At 60.7% G+C, this 20,210-nt stretch carries 21 protein-coding genes; 13 read left to right on the top strand and 8 right to left on the bottom strand.

The window, feature by feature from the left end; all coding sequences use genetic code 11:
• The first annotated feature begins 55 nt into the window (after positions 1-55).
• Both FHX08_RS00205 and FHX08_RS00210 read left to right on the top strand, forming a co-directional pair.
• Positions 56-1,537 carry a lipopolysaccharide biosynthesis protein gene (locus tag FHX08_RS00205; RefSeq protein ID WP_184326760.1) on the top strand — a complete coding sequence of 494 codons (1,482 nt, stop codon included), beginning with the start codon at positions 56-58 and terminating at the stop codon, positions 1,535-1,537.
• A gap of 50 nt (positions 1,538-1,587) precedes the next feature.
• Complete coding sequence (locus FHX08_RS00210) at positions 1,588-2,412, top strand: glycoside hydrolase family 16 protein (RefSeq protein ID WP_132653278.1); 825 nt, start codon at positions 1,588-1,590, stop codon at positions 2,410-2,412.
• A gap of 3 nt (positions 2,413-2,415) precedes the next feature.
• Here FHX08_RS00210 and FHX08_RS00215 read toward each other — a convergent pair whose 3' ends face one another.
• Positions 2,416-3,297: a LysR family transcriptional regulator gene (locus FHX08_RS00215; RefSeq protein WP_132653279.1), complete on the bottom strand. Its 882-nt coding sequence runs from the start codon at positions 3,295-3,297 to the stop codon at positions 2,416-2,418.
• Positions 3,298-3,396: 99 nt separating this feature from the next.
• On the opposite strand from FHX08_RS00215, the gene FHX08_RS00220 reads away from it, so the two are divergent.
• From FHX08_RS00220 to FHX08_RS00230, 3 genes are read left to right on the top strand one after another with little or no spacing between them, the layout of a single operon-like run.
• The gene (locus tag FHX08_RS00220) at positions 3,397-4,176 is read left to right on the top strand and encodes an SDR family oxidoreductase (protein WP_132654260.1); all 780 of its coding nucleotides are present in this window, start codon (positions 3,397-3,399) and stop codon (positions 4,174-4,176) included.
• Between the two features lie 10 nt (positions 4,177-4,186).
• A complete protein-coding gene (locus FHX08_RS00225) occupies positions 4,187-4,891 on the top strand; it encodes a ribonuclease activity regulator RraA (protein ID WP_132653280.1) in 705 nt (234 codons plus the stop codon).
• The gene (locus FHX08_RS00230) at positions 4,888-5,814 is read left to right on the top strand and encodes a dihydrodipicolinate synthase family protein (protein WP_132653281.1); all 927 of its coding nucleotides are present in this window, start codon (positions 4,888-4,890) and stop codon (positions 5,812-5,814) included. Before FHX08_RS00225 ends, FHX08_RS00230 begins: the two co-directional genes overlap by 4 nt.
• Before the next feature lie 39 nt (positions 5,815-5,853).
• On the opposite strand, the gene FHX08_RS00235 is transcribed toward FHX08_RS00230, so the two are convergent.
• The 3 genes from FHX08_RS00235 to FHX08_RS00245 all read right to left on the bottom strand — a co-directional run bounded on the left by FHX08_RS00235 (position 5,854) and on the right by FHX08_RS00245 (position 9,043).
• Positions 5,854-6,813 carry an NAD(P)-dependent oxidoreductase gene (locus tag FHX08_RS00235; RefSeq protein WP_132653282.1) on the bottom strand — a complete coding sequence of 320 codons (960 nt, stop codon included), beginning with the start codon at positions 6,811-6,813 and terminating at the stop codon, positions 5,854-5,856.
• Between the two features lie 80 nt (positions 6,814-6,893).
• Positions 6,894-8,090 (bottom strand): LysR family transcriptional regulator, encoded by a 1,197-nt coding sequence (locus tag FHX08_RS00240; RefSeq protein ID WP_165911880.1) that lies wholly within the window; start codon positions 8,088-8,090, stop codon positions 6,894-6,896.
• A gap of 32 nt (positions 8,091-8,122) precedes the next feature.
• Complete coding sequence (locus FHX08_RS00245) at positions 8,123-9,043, bottom strand: methylenetetrahydrofolate reductase (RefSeq protein WP_132653284.1); 921 nt, start codon at positions 9,041-9,043, stop codon at positions 8,123-8,125.
• Positions 9,044-9,459: 416 nt separating this feature from the next.
• Between FHX08_RS00245 and FHX08_RS00250 the strand changes: the two genes are divergently transcribed.
• The 5 genes from FHX08_RS00250 to FHX08_RS00270 are packed head-to-tail and all read left to right on the top strand — an operon-like array spanning position 9,460 to position 13,785.
• A complete protein-coding gene (locus FHX08_RS00250) occupies positions 9,460-10,419 on the top strand; it encodes a VOC family protein (protein ID WP_132653285.1) in 960 nt (319 codons plus the stop codon).
• Positions 10,420-10,422: 3 nt separating this feature from the next.
• On the top strand, positions 10,423-11,151 hold the full coding sequence (locus FHX08_RS00255; RefSeq protein ID WP_132653286.1) for a PIG-L deacetylase family protein: 729 nt from the start codon (positions 10,423-10,425) through the stop codon (positions 11,149-11,151).
• Positions 11,151-11,822 (top strand): 4-carboxy-4-hydroxy-2-oxoadipate aldolase/oxaloacetate decarboxylase, encoded by a 672-nt coding sequence (locus FHX08_RS00260; protein WP_207896871.1) that lies wholly within the window; start codon positions 11,151-11,153, stop codon positions 11,820-11,822. The genes FHX08_RS00255 and FHX08_RS00260 overlap by 1 nt, the downstream gene beginning before the upstream one ends.
• A 4-nt stretch (positions 11,823-11,826) precedes the next feature.
• On the top strand, positions 11,827-12,873 hold the full coding sequence (locus FHX08_RS00265) for a 4-oxalomesaconate tautomerase (protein ID WP_207896874.1): 1,047 nt from the start codon (positions 11,827-11,829) through the stop codon (positions 12,871-12,873).
• A 45-nt stretch (positions 12,874-12,918) separates the two neighbouring features.
• Entirely contained in the window at positions 12,919-13,785 is an 867-nt protein-coding gene (locus FHX08_RS00270) for an NAD(P)-dependent oxidoreductase (protein ID WP_132653288.1), read from the top strand.
• Between the two features lie 148 nt (positions 13,786-13,933).
• On the opposite strand, the gene FHX08_RS00275 is transcribed toward FHX08_RS00270, so the two are convergent.
• The 4 genes from FHX08_RS00275 to FHX08_RS00290 are packed head-to-tail and all read right to left on the bottom strand — an operon-like array spanning position 13,934 to position 16,150.
• Positions 13,934-14,260 carry a YciI family protein gene (locus FHX08_RS00275; RefSeq protein ID WP_132653289.1) on the bottom strand — a complete coding sequence of 109 codons (327 nt, stop codon included), beginning with the start codon at positions 14,258-14,260 and terminating at the stop codon, positions 13,934-13,936.
• The gene (locus tag FHX08_RS00280) at positions 14,260-15,057 is read right to left on the bottom strand and encodes a class III extradiol dioxygenase family protein (RefSeq protein ID WP_312862146.1); all 798 of its coding nucleotides are present in this window, start codon (positions 15,055-15,057) and stop codon (positions 14,260-14,262) included. The genes FHX08_RS00275 and FHX08_RS00280 overlap by 1 nt, the downstream gene beginning before the upstream one ends.
• A 36-nt stretch (positions 15,058-15,093) precedes the next feature.
• Positions 15,094-15,447: an extradiol ring-cleavage dioxygenase gene (locus FHX08_RS00285; RefSeq protein WP_132653290.1), complete on the bottom strand. Its 354-nt coding sequence runs from the start codon at positions 15,445-15,447 to the stop codon at positions 15,094-15,096.
• The gene (locus FHX08_RS00290; protein ID WP_132653291.1) at positions 15,440-16,150 is read right to left on the bottom strand and encodes an alpha/beta fold hydrolase; all 711 of its coding nucleotides are present in this window, start codon (positions 16,148-16,150) and stop codon (positions 15,440-15,442) included. The genes FHX08_RS00285 and FHX08_RS00290 overlap by 8 nt, the downstream gene beginning before the upstream one ends.
• A gap of 201 nt (positions 16,151-16,351) precedes the next feature.
• Here FHX08_RS00290 and FHX08_RS00295 point away from each other — a divergent pair, with 201 nt between their 5' ends.
• The 3 genes from FHX08_RS00295 (at position 16,352) to murA (ending at position 20,161) form a co-directional block, all read left to right on the top strand.
• The gene (locus tag FHX08_RS00295) at positions 16,352-17,086 is read left to right on the top strand and encodes a GntR family transcriptional regulator (protein WP_132653292.1); all 735 of its coding nucleotides are present in this window, start codon (positions 16,352-16,354) and stop codon (positions 17,084-17,086) included.
• 156 nt (positions 17,087-17,242) lie between these two features.
• Entirely contained in the window at positions 17,243-18,655 is a 1,413-nt protein-coding gene (locus tag FHX08_RS00300) for an aminomethyltransferase family protein (RefSeq protein WP_132653293.1), read from the top strand.
• Between the two features lie 192 nt (positions 18,656-18,847).
• Complete coding sequence (gene murA, locus FHX08_RS00305) at positions 18,848-20,161, top strand: UDP-N-acetylglucosamine 1-carboxyvinyltransferase (protein ID WP_312862090.1); 1,314 nt, start codon at positions 18,848-18,850, stop codon at positions 20,159-20,161.
• Positions 20,162-20,210: the final 49 nt, after the last annotated feature.

Here is a 20,210-nt window from a genome sequence, read left to right on the forward strand (position 1 = left end):
GGGTACTCCGGCGCTCCTCATAAGAGGTTCGTTGCACATGGCCAAGGAATAGATCGTGTCGAGCATATCGCATAGGACCGCGACAGCAAGCATCTGGACAATCAGCGGAAAATTCCTGGGACGACTGCTCGATTTCGTGAGCCTGCTCATTCTCGCGAGGCTCCTGAGTCCGGCCGATTTTGGGATCGTCGCTATTGCCACGTCGGTTCTTGTCATCGTCGAGGCGGTCCTCGACCTGCCGCTCACCCAGGCGCTCGTGCGCGTTGCGGCGCCGTCCGAGCGGATGTTTGCCACTGCCTTCACATTAAGCCTCATCAGAGGCACGGCGATCAGCCTGCTGCTGATCATCATCGCCTGGCCGATGGCTCTCATCTACAACGATCCGCGACTTTTTTCTCTGGTTGCCGTGATCTCGATCGCACCTGCGATGCGGAGCGTGATCAGCCCACGCATGGTGCTCTTCATGCAGCGGTTCGATTTCCGGCGCGAATTCGCCCTCGATCTTATTACCAAGGGATCGACGTTGATCTTCGGCGTTGGCGTTGCGCTTGCGACCGACAGCTACTGGGGACTGGCGATCGGGGCCGTCGCCGGACCGACGGCGGCGACCATCGTTTCCTATATCTTCGCGCCCATGCGGCCGAGGCTCAGCCTCTCGGAATGGAAGCACTTCCAGGACATGATTGGCTGGAACACAGTTTCGCAGGTTCTGAACTCGCTCAACTGGCAGATGGACCGGCTGCTGCTGCCGCGCTTTACAAGCCTTTCCACCTATGGCGCATTCAGCGTCGCGGACAATCTCGCAGGCATTCCCTATCAAACATTCGTCGGTCCGCTGATGCGTCCGTTGATGGCTGCATTTTCCAATGTCAGCGACCGGAGCAAACAGATTACCGCCTATCTGAAGGCGACCAATGCGATCATGGTCGTGGCGTCGCCCATTCTGCTGGTCATCATTTTCCTGGCAGAACCGATCCTGCGCATTGTGGTCGGCGAAAAATGGGCTTCTGCGGCACCAATCCTGCAATGGTTCTGCATCGTCAGCCTGATCGGCCTGCCGACGACCATCATGCCGCCGCTCGTGATGGTTCTCGACAAGACCCGCTATGTGGCTCTGCGGATGTTCGCGGAATTTGCAGTTAGGGCGCCGGTTACTGTGCTCGGCGTGGTGATGTTCGGGCTTGACGGGGCCTTGGTGGCGCGCGTCATCGCCGCCGTCGTTGCCTATGTCGTCTGCCTTCTCATCACACAGCGGCTGATCGGCGCTTCGATCGGCGCACAGCTTTACGCATTCGTTCGGCCGCTTGCAGCCAGCTTGCCGATGATCGGTTTCCTGCTCTGGGTTCAGCCTGTCCTGACTGCGATGCCTCTCGGTATTGAGCTTATCGCCGGCGTCGGCCTTTGCACCGGCGCTGCGCTTGCGATCTTCTGGATCTGTTCGCTCTTGCTGTGGCAGACCGTCGGGCAACCCGACGGGCTGGAAGCCATCGTCATCAGGAAGTTCACGCCCTGGCGAAACGGGGTTGTCGTTTCATGACCGGATCGCAAAACCCTGCGACGGAGTCGAGTTCTCCGGGAGAGAGAAAAATGCATCACGCGAAATTTGCCGGACGATTTGCGCTTCTGATCGTTATCGGCCTTTTCGGCCCACCAGGCCCGCGGCCCAGCGAGGCAGAAGAGCCGCTCAACCTTGACAATTTCCAGATGACCTTTGCCGAAGACTTCAACACGCTCGACGTTTCGGCGTGGGGCGAGAATGGATCACGCTGGATTGCTCATACACCGTGGAACGGTGATTTTGGGGATGCGCGTTTTACCGATCCGATGGATGGTTTCCCCTTCACGGTCAATGATGGCATCTTGCGGATCGAGGCGCGGAAAGAGGCGGATGGTAAATGGCGTTCCGGTCTGCTCGCCTCGACCAATCCGAAGGGCGAGGGCTTCTCGCAGAAGTTCGGCTATTTCGAAGCGCGCATGAAGCTGCCGCCTGGCAAGGGTGTCTGGCCGGCTTTCTGGCTGATTGGGCTCGATCGCTCCAAGTTCACCTCGGAGATCGACGTGATCGAATATTACGGGCGTGCGCCCGGCGAGTTCAGCATGGGCTATCACGTCTGGCGCCCAAGCAACCAGCACACGACGGACGGCCATTTGACGAATGTGCCCGAAGGTTCGCTCAGCAACGACTACCATACGTTCGGTGTCGATATCGGCCTGCAGAGATCAACCTTCTATCTGGACCGCAAGCCGCTCTGGAGTTTCGATACGCCGCCAGAATTCCAGATGCCCTTCTATCCGCTGGTCAATTTGGCTCTCGGATCGGGCTGGCCGATCGATGAAACGCCGAATCCGTCCTATCTGCTGGTCGACTACATTCATGTCTATCAGCGGAAGAGCCTGGTTTCCGGCGGATAACGGCTATAGCCGGATACCAGTCTGCGAGCGTTTCAGCGCATCGAGCACGATGCCGGTCAGCCGGCGGGATGGCGAACTGCGCGGCCACAGCAAACCGACCTCGCGTGGTGGGAACGGCACGGGCAGTTCGAGGATGGCGATGTTGAGGCCTTCCGGCCAGGGCCTCGCCCAATCCGGCACCAGCGAAATACCGAGCCCATTGGCAACCATGACCGAGATCGCTTCCAGCGAGTCGAGTTCCAGACGTTCGGCCGGCTTCAGGCCCTGTTTCTGCAAATATTCATCGGCGAGGCGTCCGCCCCAATTATTGCGATCGTAGCGGATGAAGGGGCGGGTTTTCAGAAGATCGTGCGGGTTCTCGCCCTGACAACCGGCGGGGGCGAGCAGAACCAAGCGTTCGGCCCGCAAGAGCTCCCACTCCAATGTCTTCGGTATCAGGAAGGGCGGCTTCACGAGGATCGCCGCGTCGATATCCCTGTCAATCAGCCTCTGATAGAGATCGGTGGAGGGGCCGGGCAGCAAGAAGACCTCGACAAGCGGCATGCTGGCGAAGACCTCATGCAAGGCGGACGGCAGCAAGCCTGTCAGCGCGGTGGTGATGGCGCCGAGGCGAAGTTCGCCTGATGGCAGATCGGCATTGGCGAGGCTGCGCAGATCGCGGACTTCAGCGAGAATCCTGCGGCTTTTTTCGATGATGGCGTGACCTGTATCGGTGGGCCGGACGCGGCGGCCGACGCGGGTCAACAGTGGCACGCCGACATCGTCTTCCAATGCCTGCATGCGCTGGGCAACGGCGGCAGGTGTTATGCCAAGGCGGCGGGAGGCCTCCGCCAGTGATCCAAGTTCGGCAACCAGAAGAAAAGTATCGAGAAAGCGGGTCTCCATAAGAATAGATTTTCTATCTTCTGAAATCAGAAAAGGCGAGATTTTTCTTCTTCTTGCGATCGCCATAATGCGAGCGGAACAGGAGTATCTGCCTTGGATATGCAAATGAATGGAAAGACCGCGCTGGTCTTTGGCGCAGGCGGTGGATTGGGTGGCGCGATCGCTCGCTCGCTGGCTGCCGAAGGCGTTCGGGTTGCCGTTGCCGATATCGATGAGGCCGCTGCCGCAAAGACGGCGGAAGGCATTGTTGCCGCAGGGGGAAAGGCACTGGCCATCGGCTGGGATATCGCCGATCTCTCCGTGATCGAGGCAAGGTTGGCTTCGGTCTCCGAGGCTTTCGGACCCGTCGATATCCTCGTCAACAATACGGGTGGACCGCCCCCGACGCCGGCTGCCGGCCAGGCGGCCGAAACCTGGTCGAAATATTTCGACATGATGGTGCGCTCGGTGATTGCCGTGACGGATGCGGTGCTGCCCGGCATGAAGGCACGCGGCTGGGGTCGTATCATCACGTCCACCTCCTCGGGCGTCGTGGCGCCCATCGCCAATCTCGGGATCTCCAACAGCCTGCGCCTGGCACTGGTCGGCTGGTCGAAAACGCTTGCCCGAGAGATCGGCCGCGACGGGATCACCGCCAATATTGTGTTGCCGGGGCGTATCGCGACCGGCCGCATTACCTTTCTCGATGAACAGAAGGCCAAGCGCGAGAACCGGCCCGTGGAAGAGGTCACCGCGGAAAGCACCGCCTCCATCCCGGTTGGGCGTTACGGGCGGCCGGAGGAATATGGGGACACGGTTGCTTTTCTGGCGAGCCCGCGTGCATCGTATATTACCGGCTCCGTCATCCGCATCGATGGCGGGCTCATCCAGAGCATATGAGGTGCGATAAATGTCTCTCGATCCAGCAGCCATCGAGACCCTGAAAGGCGTCTCCACGGCGACGCTGACGACCGTGCTCCTGAAAAAGGGGCTGAGGAATGTCTGGATGCGCGGCACCAAGCCGTTGAAGCCTAGCCAGGAACGTGTGGTCGGTCCCGCTTTCACGTTACGTTTCGTGCCGGCGCGCGAGGATCTGGCAACGCCCGAAAGCTGGGCCTCGCCAATCTCCACGCGAGCGGCAATCGAGGATATGCCGGAAGGTTGTATCGCCGTAGTCGATGCGATGGGCGTGCAGGATGCCGGCATCTTCGGCGACATTCTCTGTGCCCGGATGATGAAGCGCAAGGTTGCGGCTCTCGTTACGGATGGCGTGGTGCGCGATCTGGAAGGCGTGCTCGCCAGCGGATTGCCTGTCTGGTGTGACGGCATGGCGGCGCCGCCTTCCGTTGCCGGATTGACGTTCGTCGGCTGGCAACAGCCGATCGCCTGTGGTGGTGTTGCAGTCTTTCCTGGCGATGTCGTCGTCGCCGATAAGGACGGGGCAGTGCTGATCCCGGTGGGACTCCTCGATGCCGTGCTTGCCGAAGCGCCGGAACAGGAGCGTATGGAAGGCTGGATCATGACCGAAATCGACCGGGGCGTACCGCTTCCCGGTCTCTATCCCATGAATGCCGAAACAAAGGCACGCTATCAGGCATGGAAGGACGCACAATGAGCTTCGGGACCGACGCAAAGGGCGTCTACGCAATCGCAACCACGCCGTTCCTGCAGGACGGCACCCTCGACCCGCCGTCGATCGATCGGCTGACCGACTTCTATCAGGATAGTGGCGTCACCGGCATGACGATCCTCGGTATCATGGGCGAAGCGCCGAAGCTGGAGCCCGCTGAATCGCGGGCGATCATCCGCCAGGTCGTCGGTCGCTCGACGGTGCCGGTCGTCGTCGGCGTCTCGGCGCCGGGTTTTGCGGCGATGCGCTCGCTTGCCCGGGATGCGATGGACATGGGGGCCGCCGGTGTCATGATCGCGCCGCCACCGGCGCTCCGCACCGACGAGCAGATCGTCCAATATTTTGCGCAGGCGGTCGAAGCCATCGGTACTGACGTTCCCTGGGTACTGCAGGATTACCCGCTAACGCTGACGGTCGTTATGTCGGCGAGCGTGATTGCGAAGATCATTTCCGATCACCCCTCCTGCGTTATGCTCAAGCATGAGGACTGGCCGGGGCTGGAGAAGATTTCGAAGCTGCGCGCCATGCAGAAAGCCGGCGAGTTGCGGCCTTTCTCGATCCTTTGCGGCAATGGCGGCATGTTCCTCGATTTCGAACCGGAACGCGGCGCGGACGGCGCCATGACCGGCTACGGTTTCCCCGATATGCTGGTCGAACTGGTTGGCCTCTTTGCTGCCGGCAAACGTGACGACGCGCATGATCTTTTCGACGCGCATCTGCCGTTGATCCGCTATGAACAGCAGCTCGGCATCGGTCTCGCCGTGCGCAAGCATGTGCTCATGCGCCGGGGTGTCATCGCCTCGGATGCGCAACGCAAACCCGGAAGTGCGCTCAGTGCCACGGCGCGCGCCGAGGTCGATTATCTGCTGCGCCGTCTCGCGCGGCACGATCCGCGCGCACCCGTCTGACGGGATGGCTCCTCGCGTTACGCGGGGAACCATTGATGTTCAGAATGCGGGTTCGACCTCCGTCCCGCACAGTGCAGCAATGATGTTGTCTGCGGTCTGAAGCCCCGTCCGCTCGACGGCAGCCGTCGTCTGCGAGGCGATATGCGGCGTCAGGATGACGTTCGGCGCTTTCAGCAGCGGATTTTCCGGATTGATCGGCTCTTCCGAAAAAGTGTCGAAGGCAGCGCCCGCAAGCTTGCCGGAATGCAGCGCTGCGGCAACGGCTCGCTCATCCACCAATGCGCCGCGGGCTGTGTTGATCAGCAGCGCGCCTGCTTTCATCCGGCTGATCGCTGCCGCGCCGATAAGGCCCGCTGTTTCCGGCTTTGCAGGGCAATGGAGGCTGATGATATCGGCTGTTTCCAATAGCTCCTCGAAGGCAACCGCGGTCACGGGAAGGCCTTCCGTACGCGGTGCGCCACCCGGTCTCGCGGCAATCACCCTCATGCCCAGCGCATGCGCCATTGTCGCCAGTCGTCCGCCGATAAGGCCGAGTCCGACGATGCCAAGCGTTCTGCCTGAAAGTTCGCGGCTCTGATACCCACCTCGGTCCCAATGACCGTTTCGCATGCGATCGCTCAGCCGCGGTAAGTCTCGGCCCAGAGCCATGACCATCGAAAGCGCCAGTTCGGCAACCGCACTGGCGCCGGCTTCCCCGGCCGTCGTGACCGCGACACCGGCATCGCGGGCGGCTTGCAGATCGACGCTATCGACGCCAGCGCCGTGCTTGGCGATGATCTTCAGAGAGGTTGCCGTTTCGATGATCCGGCGCGTGATCGGCGGGTTGCCGCGCAACAGGATTGCGTGGATCGGTCGCTTACTGACGGCTTCGAGGAGAGCCCGCTCGTCCGGCATCGCATTGGTGAATTCGAGTGAGATGCCAGCCTGTTCCAATCTTTCGCAGGCTGGTTTCGCCAGCGCATTGCTGGTCACGAGCACGCGGTATTTTTCTTGCCTCATATGCACTTTCCCTGAGGGTCAGGCGCAGCAACATATTGCGTTGTGTCGCTTGCCGAAAGTCCGGAAGAGGGACGCAAAGACTAGTCCAGCCCTAGCGAGTACTCCCTCAATAAAGTCAGAAATTCTGCCTGAAGGGCTGTCGGCAGCCAGTGGCAGCGCAACGTGACGCCGACAGGGCGGCGGGAAGCCGGCAGCGGATAATTGATCACGGAGAGGAAGCCCGCCTGCAGTTCATAGCGGATCTGATGGCGGGAGAGCAGGGCCAGATGATCGGATTTCAGGAGCACGCCCCTGATCGCATTGAGCGACCCGGTTTCGATGCTCTGGCGTGCAGGCTTGTCTGCAGGAAAGCTCGCGGCCATGGCGTTGAAGGTCTCGCGCGAAGGCGTGTCACGGCGGGCGACGACCCAGGGATAGTCCGCGAGATCCTTCGAAGCGATCTCCCGGCACTGTTTCAGCGGATGGTCGGCCCGTCCGACGATGCTGAGTTCGAAATCGAAGAGTGGCTCCTGACGCAGTGTCTTGGAGACAAGGTTCTTTCGCAACGCGCCGACGAGGATATCGATACGGCCACGCTCGAGGGCGTCAATCAGGACTTCATAACTGCCTTCCATGATTTCGAAGCGCGCATGCGGATAGCGGTTGGCGAGAAGAGCGATTACGTCGGGTACGAGGAAAGTGCGGGTCAGCGGCAGCGTGCCGATCGAAATACGGCCGGCATAGTGGTTGCGAGCCTCCAGGAGTTCATCACGCAGGCTTTCGAATTCGGAAAGTGTCAGGCTGAACCAGCGAGCGGCGGAAAGTCCGTTGGAGGTCAGGCGGACATTCCTGCCGGAGTTTTCGAAGAGGGGAATGCCGATCGTAGCTTCTGCTTCGCGGGCGGCGCGCTGCACGGCTGGTTCTGATAGTTCCAGCATGCGGGCAGCGGCGCTGAAACTGCCGTGCTCGGCAAAACCCGTGATGGCGTGCAGGTGCGACCACGTCAGACGCGTTTCGATGATACCGCTCGCCGCTTTTGCTATCAGCGTACAGGCCTGGTGGATGAGGTCACAAAGGCGGCGCAACCGCTGCAGGGCGATCGTTCCTTCCGCCGTTAGCGCCATGGCGTCGCGCGCGATAAGGGGCGCGTCCAGAAACTCCTCCAGTCGTCGCAAGGCCTGTGAGGCTGCCGGCTGGGTGATGCCGAGGGTACCTGCCGCCGATGTCAGCGAGCCGGTCTCGGCGCAAGCGACGAATAGCCTGATGTGGCGGAGGTTCGGATGGGTCGGCGTCGGCATGGATCTTCCTGAAAGCCCGCGGCCGGGCGCCATCAGGGTAGCGCGATAGGTGTTTCGACGGAACGGTGTTTGTTCATCCAGTCTGCCGCCACCTGGATGCCGCCTAGAGGGAAGATGTGCAGCCGGCTGATGAGGCTTTCCGGCTTTCTCGCCTTATGATCGGCAAGGGCAGCGACGAGATCGGTTGGTTCATAGGGAAGCAGCAGTTTGCTTATGTCCATGGCGCGCTTATGCAGCACCTTCATGGATGGACCGATACCGCAGGAGATCGCGTATTTGATCAATGTCTGGAGTTTTGCCGGGCCGGCGATGCCGATATGAATGGGCATTGTGACACCGGCCTCCTGAATACGCTCCGCCCAGTCGATGACAGGTTGAGCGTCGAAGGTGAACTGGGTTGTGAGGGCGAGTTTCGCATCGGTTCGAGAAGCGAAATCCTGCTTCCAGCGGAGTGCCTGATCGGCAAGGGCAGTCGATCCGTCCGGATCGACATCACGGCTGCCCTCCGGATGGCCGGCAAAATGCAGATGCGTGAAGCCGTGATGATCGAAAAGGCCGGTCTCGATCAATTGCATCGAGCTGTGAAAATCGCCTATGGGCGTAACCCTGCCGCCGCCGAGCAGCAGCGCCTGGCGGACATTGGCTTCGCTGCGGTAGCGTGCGAGCCACTCTGCCAGCGTGCTGCGATCGGGAATGCTGCGGGCCGGGATATGCGGCATGACTGGAAAACCCTGCGCGTTCAGCCGCCTTGCCGTCGTCACCATGTCCTCGATCGGGGTTCCGTCGAGGTGTGCGATATAGACACGTGTCCCGATCGGCAGAAGCGCGCGGAAATCATCGATCTTAGCGGCGGTGCGCGGCATGATCTCGATCGACCAGCCGGCGAGCATGTCTGCGAATTCCGGTTCCGGAGCGTGCCCTCTCGACTTGCCGGCGAAATTTAGTAAGGCCATTTCCTCGCTCCCTTCGAGCGCTCCTCCGCACTTCAAAATGTATACATTACAAAGTCAAATTCAATCATTATGAGTCGATATTCGTATTAATTGCCGAAATTCAGCAGGCATATCGCATTATAAGTATGCATTCTGTCGCGGAAATGGGAACTGAATTGCATGAAAGCGGCCTGATCCGCGACAGTTTCTGGCCGGGTCGGTGGTCGTCGGAGGAGAGTTTTGGCGGCCGTCCTTTCCGCCCGCTTCCATGGTCATCTGTAACCCCAGCTTATGACCCGTCAGCAGAACTAAATTGTCTGTTGCCGACATCCTTCCTAGTGTTTTCGACAGCAAACGAATGTGGAGGCGGTCGCCCGCGAGGAGGATCATCATGAGATTTTTGAAGGCCGGCGAGGCGGCTACCAGGGATTTGTCGCATGACCGAATCCTGCTTTGATGTCGCCCATCTCGGGCATGTGGAGCTCTATAGCGACCGTTTCGAGCAAAGCCTCGATTTCTTCACGCGGGTCTACGGGCTCACCCCCAGCCTGATCGAAGACGGCGTCGCCTATCTGCGTGCCTTCGACGATTACGAATTCCACACGTTGAAGCTTGTGCGCCACCATACGACCGGTGTCGGCCATGTCGGCTATCGCACCTGGTCGCCGGAAGCCCTGGAACGGCGGGTGAAGGCGATCGAAAAGATGGGCTGCGGTATCGGCTGGGTGGAGGGCGATGCGGGGCATGGGCGTGCCTATCGCTTCACCGATCCGGACGGCCATATTTTCGAGCTCTATTACGACACGCAAATCTATGAGGCGCCCGAGGGCGAGCGTCCGGCGCTGAAGAATATCGCGCAGCGCTACCATGGCCGTGGCTGCTGCCCGCGTCGGCTCGATCATATCAATCTGCTTGCAAGCGATGTCAGGGCGATCCGTGATTTCATGACCAGGGCGCTCGGCAGCCGGGTGACGGAGCAGATCCAGCTCGACAACGGACGGCTTGGCGGCTGCTGGTTCACGGTCAACAACAAGACCTATGATATCGCCTATTCCGAGGACCATACGGGGGCGAGGGGTCGTTTCCACCATGTCACCTATGCGGTCGATCAGCGCGAGGACATACTGCGTGCCGCAGATATCTTCCTGGAAAACGGGGTTCATATCGAAACTGGACCGCACAAGCACGCAATCCAGGGCACCTTCTTCCTCTATGTCTGGGAGCCGGCGGGCAATCGCGTCGAGCTCGCCAACGCCGGCGCGCGGCTGATCCTGAGGCCCGACTGGCCGACCGTCACCTGGACGGAGACGGAACGCAAGAAGGGTCAGGCCTGGGGCCTGAAGACGATCGAAACATTTCATACGCATGGCACGCCGCCTGTGGCGAGGAAGGACTAGTTCATGGCAAAGACGGCCTTGGTCATCAGCGCCCATTCAGCGGACTTCGTCTGGCGCTGCGGCGGCGCGATCGCGCTGCATCAGGAAAAGGGTTACGAGGTCACCGTCCTCTGCCTGTCCTACGGCGAACGCGGCGAGAGCGCCAAGCTCTGGAAGAATGCCGGGATGACGCTGGAGAAGGTGAAGGCGGGGCGGCGCGTCGAGGCCGAAAATGCGGCCAAGGCGCTTGGTGTGCACGATATCCAGTTCTTCGATCTCGGCGACTATCCGCTGGTCGTCGATCAGGAGGCAAAGTTCCGGCTGGTCGATGTGATCCGTGCCGTGCAGCCGGAATTCATGCTCAGCCATTCCAAGTGGGATCCCTACAATACCGATCACATGTATGCGACGCAGGTGGCGCTCGAAGCTCGGATGATCGCGCAGGCCTGGGGGCATAATCCCGGCGAGAAGATCCTCGGTGCACCACAGCTCTATCTCTTCGAGCCGCACCAGACCGAGCAGATGGAATGGAAGCCTGACGTCTTCCTCGATATTTCACCGGTCTGGGAGAAGAAGTGGGCGGCGATCCAGTGCATGGAGGGGCAGGAACACCTCTGGCAATATTACAAGAACGTCGCAGAAAACCGCGGCAACCACTTCATGCGCAATTCCGGCGGTCAATCGGGCGGCCGCAAGGCGACGCATGCTGAAGGCTTCCAGTCCGTCTTCCCGCGAACCGTGGATGAACTCTGATGAGTGTCGTCGTTCAGAACATCGAGCGGGCGGAGCAGTCCGTCATCGATCGCCTCGCTGCCTGCGGGGTGGCGACCGTGCATGAGGCGCAGGGTCGCAAGGGACTGCTTGCGAGCTACATGCGGCCGATTTATCCAGGCGCTAGGATTGCGGCGAGCGCCGTTACCATTTCCGCGCCTGCAGGCGACAACTGGATGCTGCATGTGGCCATCGAACAGATCAGGGAAGGAGATCTCCTGCTGCTCGCCCCGACCAGCCCTTGCGAGGATGGCTATTTCGGCGATCTCTTGGCAACGTCGGCCATGGCAAGAGGCTGCCGCGGGCTCGTGGTCGACGCCGGTGTGCGCGACGTTGCCGATCTCAAGACGATGAATTTCCCGGTCTGGTCCAAGGCGATCTTTGCGCAGGGCACGGTCAAGGAGACGCTGGGTTCGGTCAATATTCCAGTCGTCTGCGCCGGCGCGCTGGTCAATCCCGGCGACGTTGTGGTCGCCGATGACGACGGGGTCTGCGTCGTGCGGCGGGAAGAGGCGGCCGAGGTTGCCGCAAAGGCGGAGCAGCGTGTTGCGGCAGAAGAAGACAAGCGGCGGCGGCTTGCCGCCGGCGAACTCGGTCTTGATATCTATAAGATGCGGGAGCGACTGGCGGAGAAGGGGCTGAAATATGTCTAAGCCCATTGCGCCAGAGGGTGTACGCTGCATGTGGATGCGCGGCGGCACGTCCAAGGGCGGCTATTTTCTGGCAGAAGACCTGCCGAAGGACCGCGATGATTTTCTGCTCCGCGTCATGGGGTCGCCCGATCCACGGCAGATCGACGGTATGGGAGGTGCAGACCCCCTGACGTCCAAGGTGGCCGTGATAAAACGGTCGGAGCGGTTCGGCGTCGACGTTGATTACCTCTTCCTGCAGGTTTTCGTCGATGAGCCAATCGTCACCGATGCGCAGAACTGCGGCAACATCCTTGCCGGTGTCGGACCCTTCGCCATCGAGCGCGGCCTGATCGAGGCTGGGGATGGGCAGACGGATGTGCGCATCTTCATGGAAAATACCGGCCAGATCGCTACCGCGAAGATATCAACGCCGGGTCGTCGCGTGACCTATGCAGGGGATGCCCGTATCGACGGCGTGCCGGGCGCGGCAGCTGCAGTGCCGATCACTTTTGCCGATACCGCGGGTTCGAGCTGCGGTGCGCTTCTGCCGACGGGGCACGCGGTCGATATCATGGAAGGTATCGCGTGCACGCTGATCGACAACGGTATGCCCTGTGTCGTCATGCTGGCCAGCGATCTCGGCATCGCGGGTACGGAAACGCCTGACGAGCTCGAAGCCAATAAGGAACTGCGGTCGAAGCTTGAGGCGATCCGGCTAAAGGCCGGACCGAAGATGAATCTCGGTGATGTCACGAAGAAATCGGTGCCGAAGATGACCATGATCTCGCCTGCAAAAGCCGGCGGTGCAATCTCGACGCGCACCTTCATTCCGCATCGTTGCCATGATGCGATCGGCGTGCTCGGTGCCGTCAGTGTGGCAACGGCCTGCCTGCTGCCGGAAGGCCCGGCAGCAGAACTGGCTGTCGTGCCCGATGGCGGCGAGAAGCTGATCTCGGTCGAGCATCCGACCGGCGAGATGAGCGTGATTGCAACGGTCAGGGATGGTGTGGTGACTGGTGCGGCCGTGCTGCGCACCGCTCGCAAGCTTTTTGATGGATATGTCTTTGCATAGGCGCAGCACGCGGGCGCGACGTGACCCCTGCAGGTGGAGGCTGGCATGAGGATCGGATTTCTTGGGTACGGCGAAGCGGCGAGGGCATTTCACGAGGGACTCAGCCGGCCTGACCTGCGCTTCATTGCCTATGATATCCTGCTCGCCTCCAATGGAGAGGCCGTGCGGGACGCGATGCGGACGCGCGGCGCCGAGATTTCGGAGACTATTGCCGGGCTTTCGGCGGCTGACTGGGTGTTCAGCGCCGTCACAGCCGATCAAAGCCTGCTGGCAATCGAGCCGCTCCTGCCGAACCTGCGCCAAGGGCAGGTGGTGATCGATATCAATTCGGTCTCTCCCGGCAGAAAGCGGGAAACGGCCGCCGCTGTGGAAGCGACCGGCGGCGATTATCTCGATATGGCCGTCATGGCGCCGGTGCATCCGCGAAAGCACCAGACGCCGGTACTGCTTGCCGGAGCGCCGGCCGAAAGATTGTTGCCTGAACTTCTGGGCCTCGGTTTTGCTGCCGAGATTGTAGGCATAGCGCCCGGTGCCGCGACAGCGATCAAGATGGTACGTTCGCTTTTCGTGAAGGGACTGGAGGCGATCACCGTCGAGGCTTTGCTCGCGGCAAAGGCATCCGGTTGCTACGACGAAATCCTCTCCTCGCTCTCCGGTTCTTTCCCCGGTCTCAGCTGGCCGCAATTTGCCGAATACCAGATGGAGCGGACGACCCGGCATGGCCGGCGGCGAGCGGCTGAAATGCGAGAGAGTGCCGCAACGCTCAATGCACTCGGGCTTCGCGGCGGGTTGGCGGCAGAGATCGCCGAAGTGCAGGAGCGCATGGGCGGCTGCGGCGTTGATCAGACCGAAGGATTGGAAGAATCCGTCGCACGCGTGCTGGAGCTTCGATTGAAGCCGGACAAGAGCTGAGCAAGCAAGGGTCCGTCACGGCTTGGGTGAGGGGGCCGTAGCTCGCAAGCGACCGTCCCTCGCGTTCCGGCCGTTCCCTCTCTTGCTTCGCCGGCCCCCTCATCGCCCCTCTCCGGGGCATCCCTACCGCTCCTGGCGGAACCCGGATCTATGCTCGTGGCGTCATCGGATCGCTGATGCGTCCGGCCTGGAATGTCGCGGGCAGCGCCGTCAGTTCGATCTTTGCCACGATACCTGCCTTGTTGAAGGGGTCGCCTTCTGCAAAGGCCTTCGCCTCTGAGATACCGGTCGCTTCCAATATGCCAAAATTGCCAATGGCGGTATCGTTCTCATCTTGGAGAGCAGAGCCGATCAACACGATCGTAAGGCCCTCGCCACCGGATTGCACCCAGGCGCGATGAGCGGGCCGGTGGAGATCGCGGGCCGCATCCTGACCGGCGTGATGCAGGCAGCGCATGAGGAAGTAGGCGGGCATCAGGCGGCGTTTTCCAGAACGACCATGCCGGCGCCGGTCATGGAGGCCGGGGCATGATAGTGCTTGTGGATGAGGTTGACCCGCTCGTCCATCGCAGCACGCATGACCAGCCACATGATGAGTTCGGCGCCTTCGGAACCGAATTGCTCGACGTAATCTTCGCGGCTCATGGCGCTGTAGGTTTCCGGATTGATGGCAATGCCATTCAGCCAGGCGCGGTCGGCTGCCTGGTTGATGAATCCGGCGCGGGCACTTTGAAGCTGGTGCGACAGGCCACCGGTACCGAGGATGACGACGCGTTCGTCGCCCGGCCAGCTTTCAATTGCCTCACGCAGCACCTTGCCCAGCTCCCAGCAGCGCTGCGGTGTCGGGATCGGGTACTGGATTGTGTTCACCCAGATCGGCAGGACCTTGACGGGCCAGCGTTCCGGCCGGCCGAAGAAGAGCTCCATCGGCACCTGCAGGCCGTGATCGACCTCGATTTCGCGGCAGATCAGCGGATCGAAATGACGCTCGACAAGCTTGTCGACGAAATGCCAGGAGAAATCGACGGCGCCTTCGAAGCTCGGAATGGCCCGCGGTCCCCAACCTTCATCGACCGGATGATAGGTCTCCGCCACGCCGACGGCGAAGGTCGGCACACGGTCGAGGAAGAAGCTGTTGCCGTGATCGTTGAAGGCAACGACGGCGATATCGGGTCGCGCCTCGCGCATCCACTGCTTGCCGGCCTCGTAGCCGTCGAAGAAAGGCTTCCAGTCGGGCGTGTCGCGCAGGCCTTTGTCGAGTGCGGCGGCGATCGAGGGGACGTGCTTGTTCCGAGGCCGCCGATGATCTTAGCCATGTCTCTTCTTCCCCAATCTTCCGTAGAGAAAATCCTCGTGCGATATGCCGGCCTGTGCGGCACCGATCTCCGTGATCGGCGTCGGGTCGACAGCGGCGATCTTGAGGATGAAGAACAGATTGCCGCCGAGGCGCACCATTTCGCGCCAGTCACGATTTTTGACAGCGGTCTTCTCTTCGTCACCCAGGCCGAACCGAGCGAGGTAGCTATCTTCGTCCGCTTTGAAGGCTTCGCGATTCTCCGGCTGACTGAGCGCCATCGCCATCTTGTTGAGCCGATAGCCACGGATCGAGCCGGCTCGATCGAAGAGCGGCGTATCGGGAATGGTCGCGGTCTTCTCAAGCATTCACTCCTCCAAATCTGCGCGTCAGCCAGCCGATGATTGCGGCCGTAACTTCGGCGGGCCGCTCCACCGGGGCGAAGTGGCCGGCATCTTCGATGATGACGAGTTCCGTATTCGGTGCCGCGTCGGCGATTTCCTGATGCTGGGTAATCGGGCTCCAGCCGTCGTGGCGCGCGGCGACGAGCAGGATGGGGCAGCTGAGTTCGGCCATATAAGTGCCGGCATTCGGTCGGTCGATCAGCGCGCGGATTTGCCGCTCATGCACATGAGGACCGGCTCGCAGCACCATAGCGTGCAGGCTGGTCATCAGTCCGGTATCCAACAGACTGGCAGGGTTTACCATGGGCGGCAGCCACTCGTCGGCCAGGCTCTCCATGCTGCGGTGGCCGAGATCGATCATCTGCTGACGCCTGATTTCCTCGCCCTCGCGTTTCGGGTGGTGGCCGGTGTTGGCGAGCACCAATCCTCGGATACGATCCGGCGCGATGCGTGCCATTTCCATGGCTACACGGCCGCCCATGGAATGGCCGACGGCGATCAGGTTGCCTTCAGTGTCGGCGAGAACGCTCTCCGCCATGCCCAATATCGAGGAAGTGTGGGAAACATTGGCCGCGTGCACTGGCATCCGATGCGCTACGGCGTCGGCAAGCGGTGCCCAGACAATGCCGTCAGACACGAGCCCTGGAATGAGCACGAGCGTTGCCATTATTTTTCCTCCCGTAAATCAGACATCATAAATGTATACATCATGTCAAGAGACGGCTGCGTTCTGTTGCGATAAATACTGTTTTGACAGGGGGGTGTTGCTATGATGCATACAATTCTGTGATAGCATGCTGATTTAGGCTGGGGTTTTGTATGCGTTCGCGCTGCTATATACATTTAGCCGGGGATTGGGAGGGCGCTGATGAAGCAGAGTGAAGCCGCAACGCATGGCCGTCGCGCTGTTATCGAGTTGCGGGAAAAGATTTTGAGCGGCGAATTGCAGGGCGGTACGCGGCTCTTCGAAGTTCCGTTGGCGGAGGCGCTCGATATTTCGCGTACGCCGGTGCGCGAGGCGATGTCGCGACTGACTGAGGAGGGGCTGCTGGATCGTCTGCCGAATGGCGGGTTCGTGGTTCGTCGTTTCGGTTTTGCGGATGTGGTCGATTCCATCGAAGTGCGCGGTGTGATGGAAGGCATGGCGGCAAGACTTGCGGCCGAGCGCGGCGTTGCGCCCGATGCGCTAGAAGATATCAAGCGGACCGTGCTCAGGCTCGACGACTGTTTCGGCGAGCAGCTCGACGATGTCGATTTCGACGCCTATTCCGATCTGAACGAGAAATTCCACCATCAGCTCGCCGCGCTCGCCGGCAGCGAGATCATTCGGCGTGAGGTAGAGCGGGCAAGTTCGCTACCCTTTGCCTCGCCATCGGCTTTCCTGCCCGACAAGGCGGATATTGCGGCCTTCCGCCGTTCGCTCCGGTCCGCGCAGGACCAGCACAGAGAGCTCGTCAGCGCGATCGAGGCGCGCGAAGGCAGCCGCGCGGAGGCGATTGCCAGGGAGCATGCCCGCACGGCCCGACGCAATCTTGAATACATTCTGGCGGAAGACCCAGCCCTGATCGAACAGATCAGGGGGCTTGCGCTCATCCATCGCTAATTGCAGGCAAATCGCGATCTGCAGGGGCGGCTTACGGCCGTCCTTTTTCGTTTTCGTCGTATCGATGGCTGCTCGGCCGGCAGAAAATGGACTTGCAATCTGATTGCATTGGGCATTTCATGTATACATTATCGCATACCAATGGGAGGATATCAGGTGGCGAAATCGAGCCTATCAGAAGTTTTGAAGTCGGCCGGTAATACAGTTGAGCTGCTGCGCAATTCCAAAATCGGGATGTATGTCTACCCGGTCGTTGCGGCCGAGTTTTCCAACTGGCGCTCGGAGCAGGCAGCATGGCGCAACTCCGCCGTCCTCTTCGACCAGTCGCACCATATGGACGAACTCACCGTTGAAGGCCCTGACGCGGAGAAGTTTCTTGCCTATCACGGCATCAACTCCTTCTCGAATTTCGATACAAACCGCGCCAAACATTTCGTGCCGGTCACACCAAACGGTCATGTCATCGGTGATCAGATCATCTTCCGCGAGCGTGAGGACAAGTTCATCCTCGTCGGCCGCTCGCCGACATCGAACTGGCTGATGTTCTGCGCCGCTTACGGCAAATGGAATGTCCGGCTGAAATATGATCCACGTTCGCCCTCGCGACCGGAAGGCGAACGTGTGCTGCGTACGCATTACCGCTATCAGATCCAGGGACCGGATGCCCCGAAAATTTTCGAGAAGATGAATGGCGGGCCGATCCCGGATATCAAGTTCTTCCATGTCGATAAGATCAAGGTCGGCTCAAAGACGGTGAATGCGCTGCGCCACGGCATGTCCGGCGCGCCGGGCCTGGAAATCTGGGGTCCTTACGAAGACAAGGCCTATATTCTCTCGGTGATCCTGGAATCGGCGAAGGCAGCCGGTGTCGATCTGGTGCGCTGCGGCAGCCGCGCCTATTCGACCAATACGCTGGAATCCGGCTGGATCCCGTCGCCGCTGCCGGGCATCTATACCGGTGATGGCATGCTGGCGGCCTATCGCGACTGGCTGGGCGCCGACAGCTACGAGGCAACAGGTGCCATCGGCGGCAGCTTCGTTTCCAGCAATATCGAGGACTACTACGTCAATCCGTTCGAACTCGGCTATGATTTCTATATCGGCTGGAAAAAGGACGACTTCATCGGCAAGTCCGCGCTGGAGAAGCTGAAGGGGCAGACAAGCCGCAAGAAGGTGACTTTCGAGTGGAATGCCGAAGATGTCGTCAACGTCATCGCCTCGGCTTTCCGTCCGGGGGAGGATCATTTCAAGTGGATCGATTTCCCGCAGCCGAACTATGCTTCGACCAGTGCCGACAAGATCATGCGTGACGGCAAGATGGTCGGCATGTCGATGTTCAACGGCTACAGCTACAACGAACGCTGCATGCTCTCGCTCGGCATCGTCGATGCCGACGTCAAGGTCGGCGACGTTCTGACGCTCGTCTGGGGTGAACCCGACGGCGGTTCCGGCAAGACCTCGGTCGAGCCACACAAGCAGGCGGAAATCCGCGTGCGTGTTTCACCCACCCCCTATTCCCGTGAAGCTCGCGAGAATTATGCCGACAGCTGGCGTAGCAAGAAGAGCTGAGATTCGACACCACCATCCACGGTGTTCACGACGGCGCCTGGGAGGGCGCCGTTTTTATGCGTTCCTAGGGTAGCCGCCGGTCAATGGCGGCGCTAAAAACAGCCACTCTTTCCCGATCGGCGATCACTTCGATGTCACAATGACAACGCAGATATGCCCTCTGAAAAATCGAATCGAACAAGGATGACATCAGTGGCACAGGCCCAGCCGCATGAGCGAATTCAGTATATCGTTGAAGGCGGGCACCGTCTTGCCGGCGAGATCCAACCGAGCGGCAACAAGAACGCCGCGCTTCCGATTATTGCCGCGTCGTTGCTGACCGACAAGCTCGTGTATCTGACCAACGTGCCGCGCATCCGCGATGTCGAGGCGCTGGTCGAGCTGATCCAGTCCGTCGGCGCGGAGGCACGCTGGCTCGGCCGCAATGAACTCGAAATCGAAGCGAGCGATCTCAAGCCTGCCGATCTCGACCCCGGCCTTTGCGCCCGCATCCGCGCATCCATCCTGCTGGCCGGGCCGATGCTGGCACGCTGCGGCGAGATCACGCTGCCGCCGCCGGGCGGTGATGTCATCGGCCGCCGCCGTGTCGACACGCACTTCTTGGCGCTCGAGCAGCTCGGCGCCGAAATCAACGTCAACGGTTCCTACAGCTTCCGGGCTGAGCGCCTTCGCGGCGCCGACGTGTTCCTGGACGAACCTTCGGTTACGGCGACGGAAAACGCGCTGTGCGCGGCTGTGGCCGCCAAGGGTAAGACGATCCTGCGCAACTGCGCGTCCGAGCCCCATGTTCAGGACCTTGCGCATTTCCTCATTGCCATGGGCGCGAAGATTGAGGGCATCGGCACCAATACTATGATTATCCACGGTGGCCAACCGCTTGCCGGTGCGTCACACCGCATCGGTCCTGATCACAACGAGGTAGGCTCGCTGATCGGCCTTGCTGCCGTCACCGGTTCCGAGATCGTCATTCGTCGGGCAGGTGTGGAGCATCTGCGTTCAACGCTGATGACCTTCGAACGTCTCGGCATCCGCTGCCGCATCGAGAGCGACGATCTCGTGGTGCCGGCCGGGCAGGAGATGAAGATTCAGCCGGATTTCGGCGGGCATATTCCGAAGATCGAAGACCAGCCCTGGCCGGCATTTCCGGCCGATACGATGTCGATTGCCATCGTGACTGCCTCGCAATGCGATGGCGTCGTGCTGATGTTCGAGAAAATGTTCGAAAGCCGGATGTTCTTCGTCGACAAGCTGATCGCCATGGGTGCACGCATCGTGCTTTGCGATCCACATCGCGCGATTGTCGCTGGTCCTTCCAGGTTGCGCGCTGCGCAGGTGGAGAGCCCTGACATTCGTGCCGGCATGGCGATGCTGATCGCCGCCATGTGCGCCGAAGGCACCAGCGTCATCAACAATGCCCAGCAGATCGAACGCGGCTACGAGCGGATCGAGGAGCGGCTGAATGCGCTTGGTGCGCGGATCACCCGCGTGCCGCCGCGCGAGATTTGATTCTTAAAGCGTTGCATGCAACGCTTTAAGCTATTGTTTTCGCATGTTG

Source organism: Rhizobium sp. BK529 (genome assembly GCF_014194105.1).
Taxonomy (GTDB): domain Bacteria; phylum Pseudomonadota; class Alphaproteobacteria; order Rhizobiales; family Rhizobiaceae; genus Rhizobium.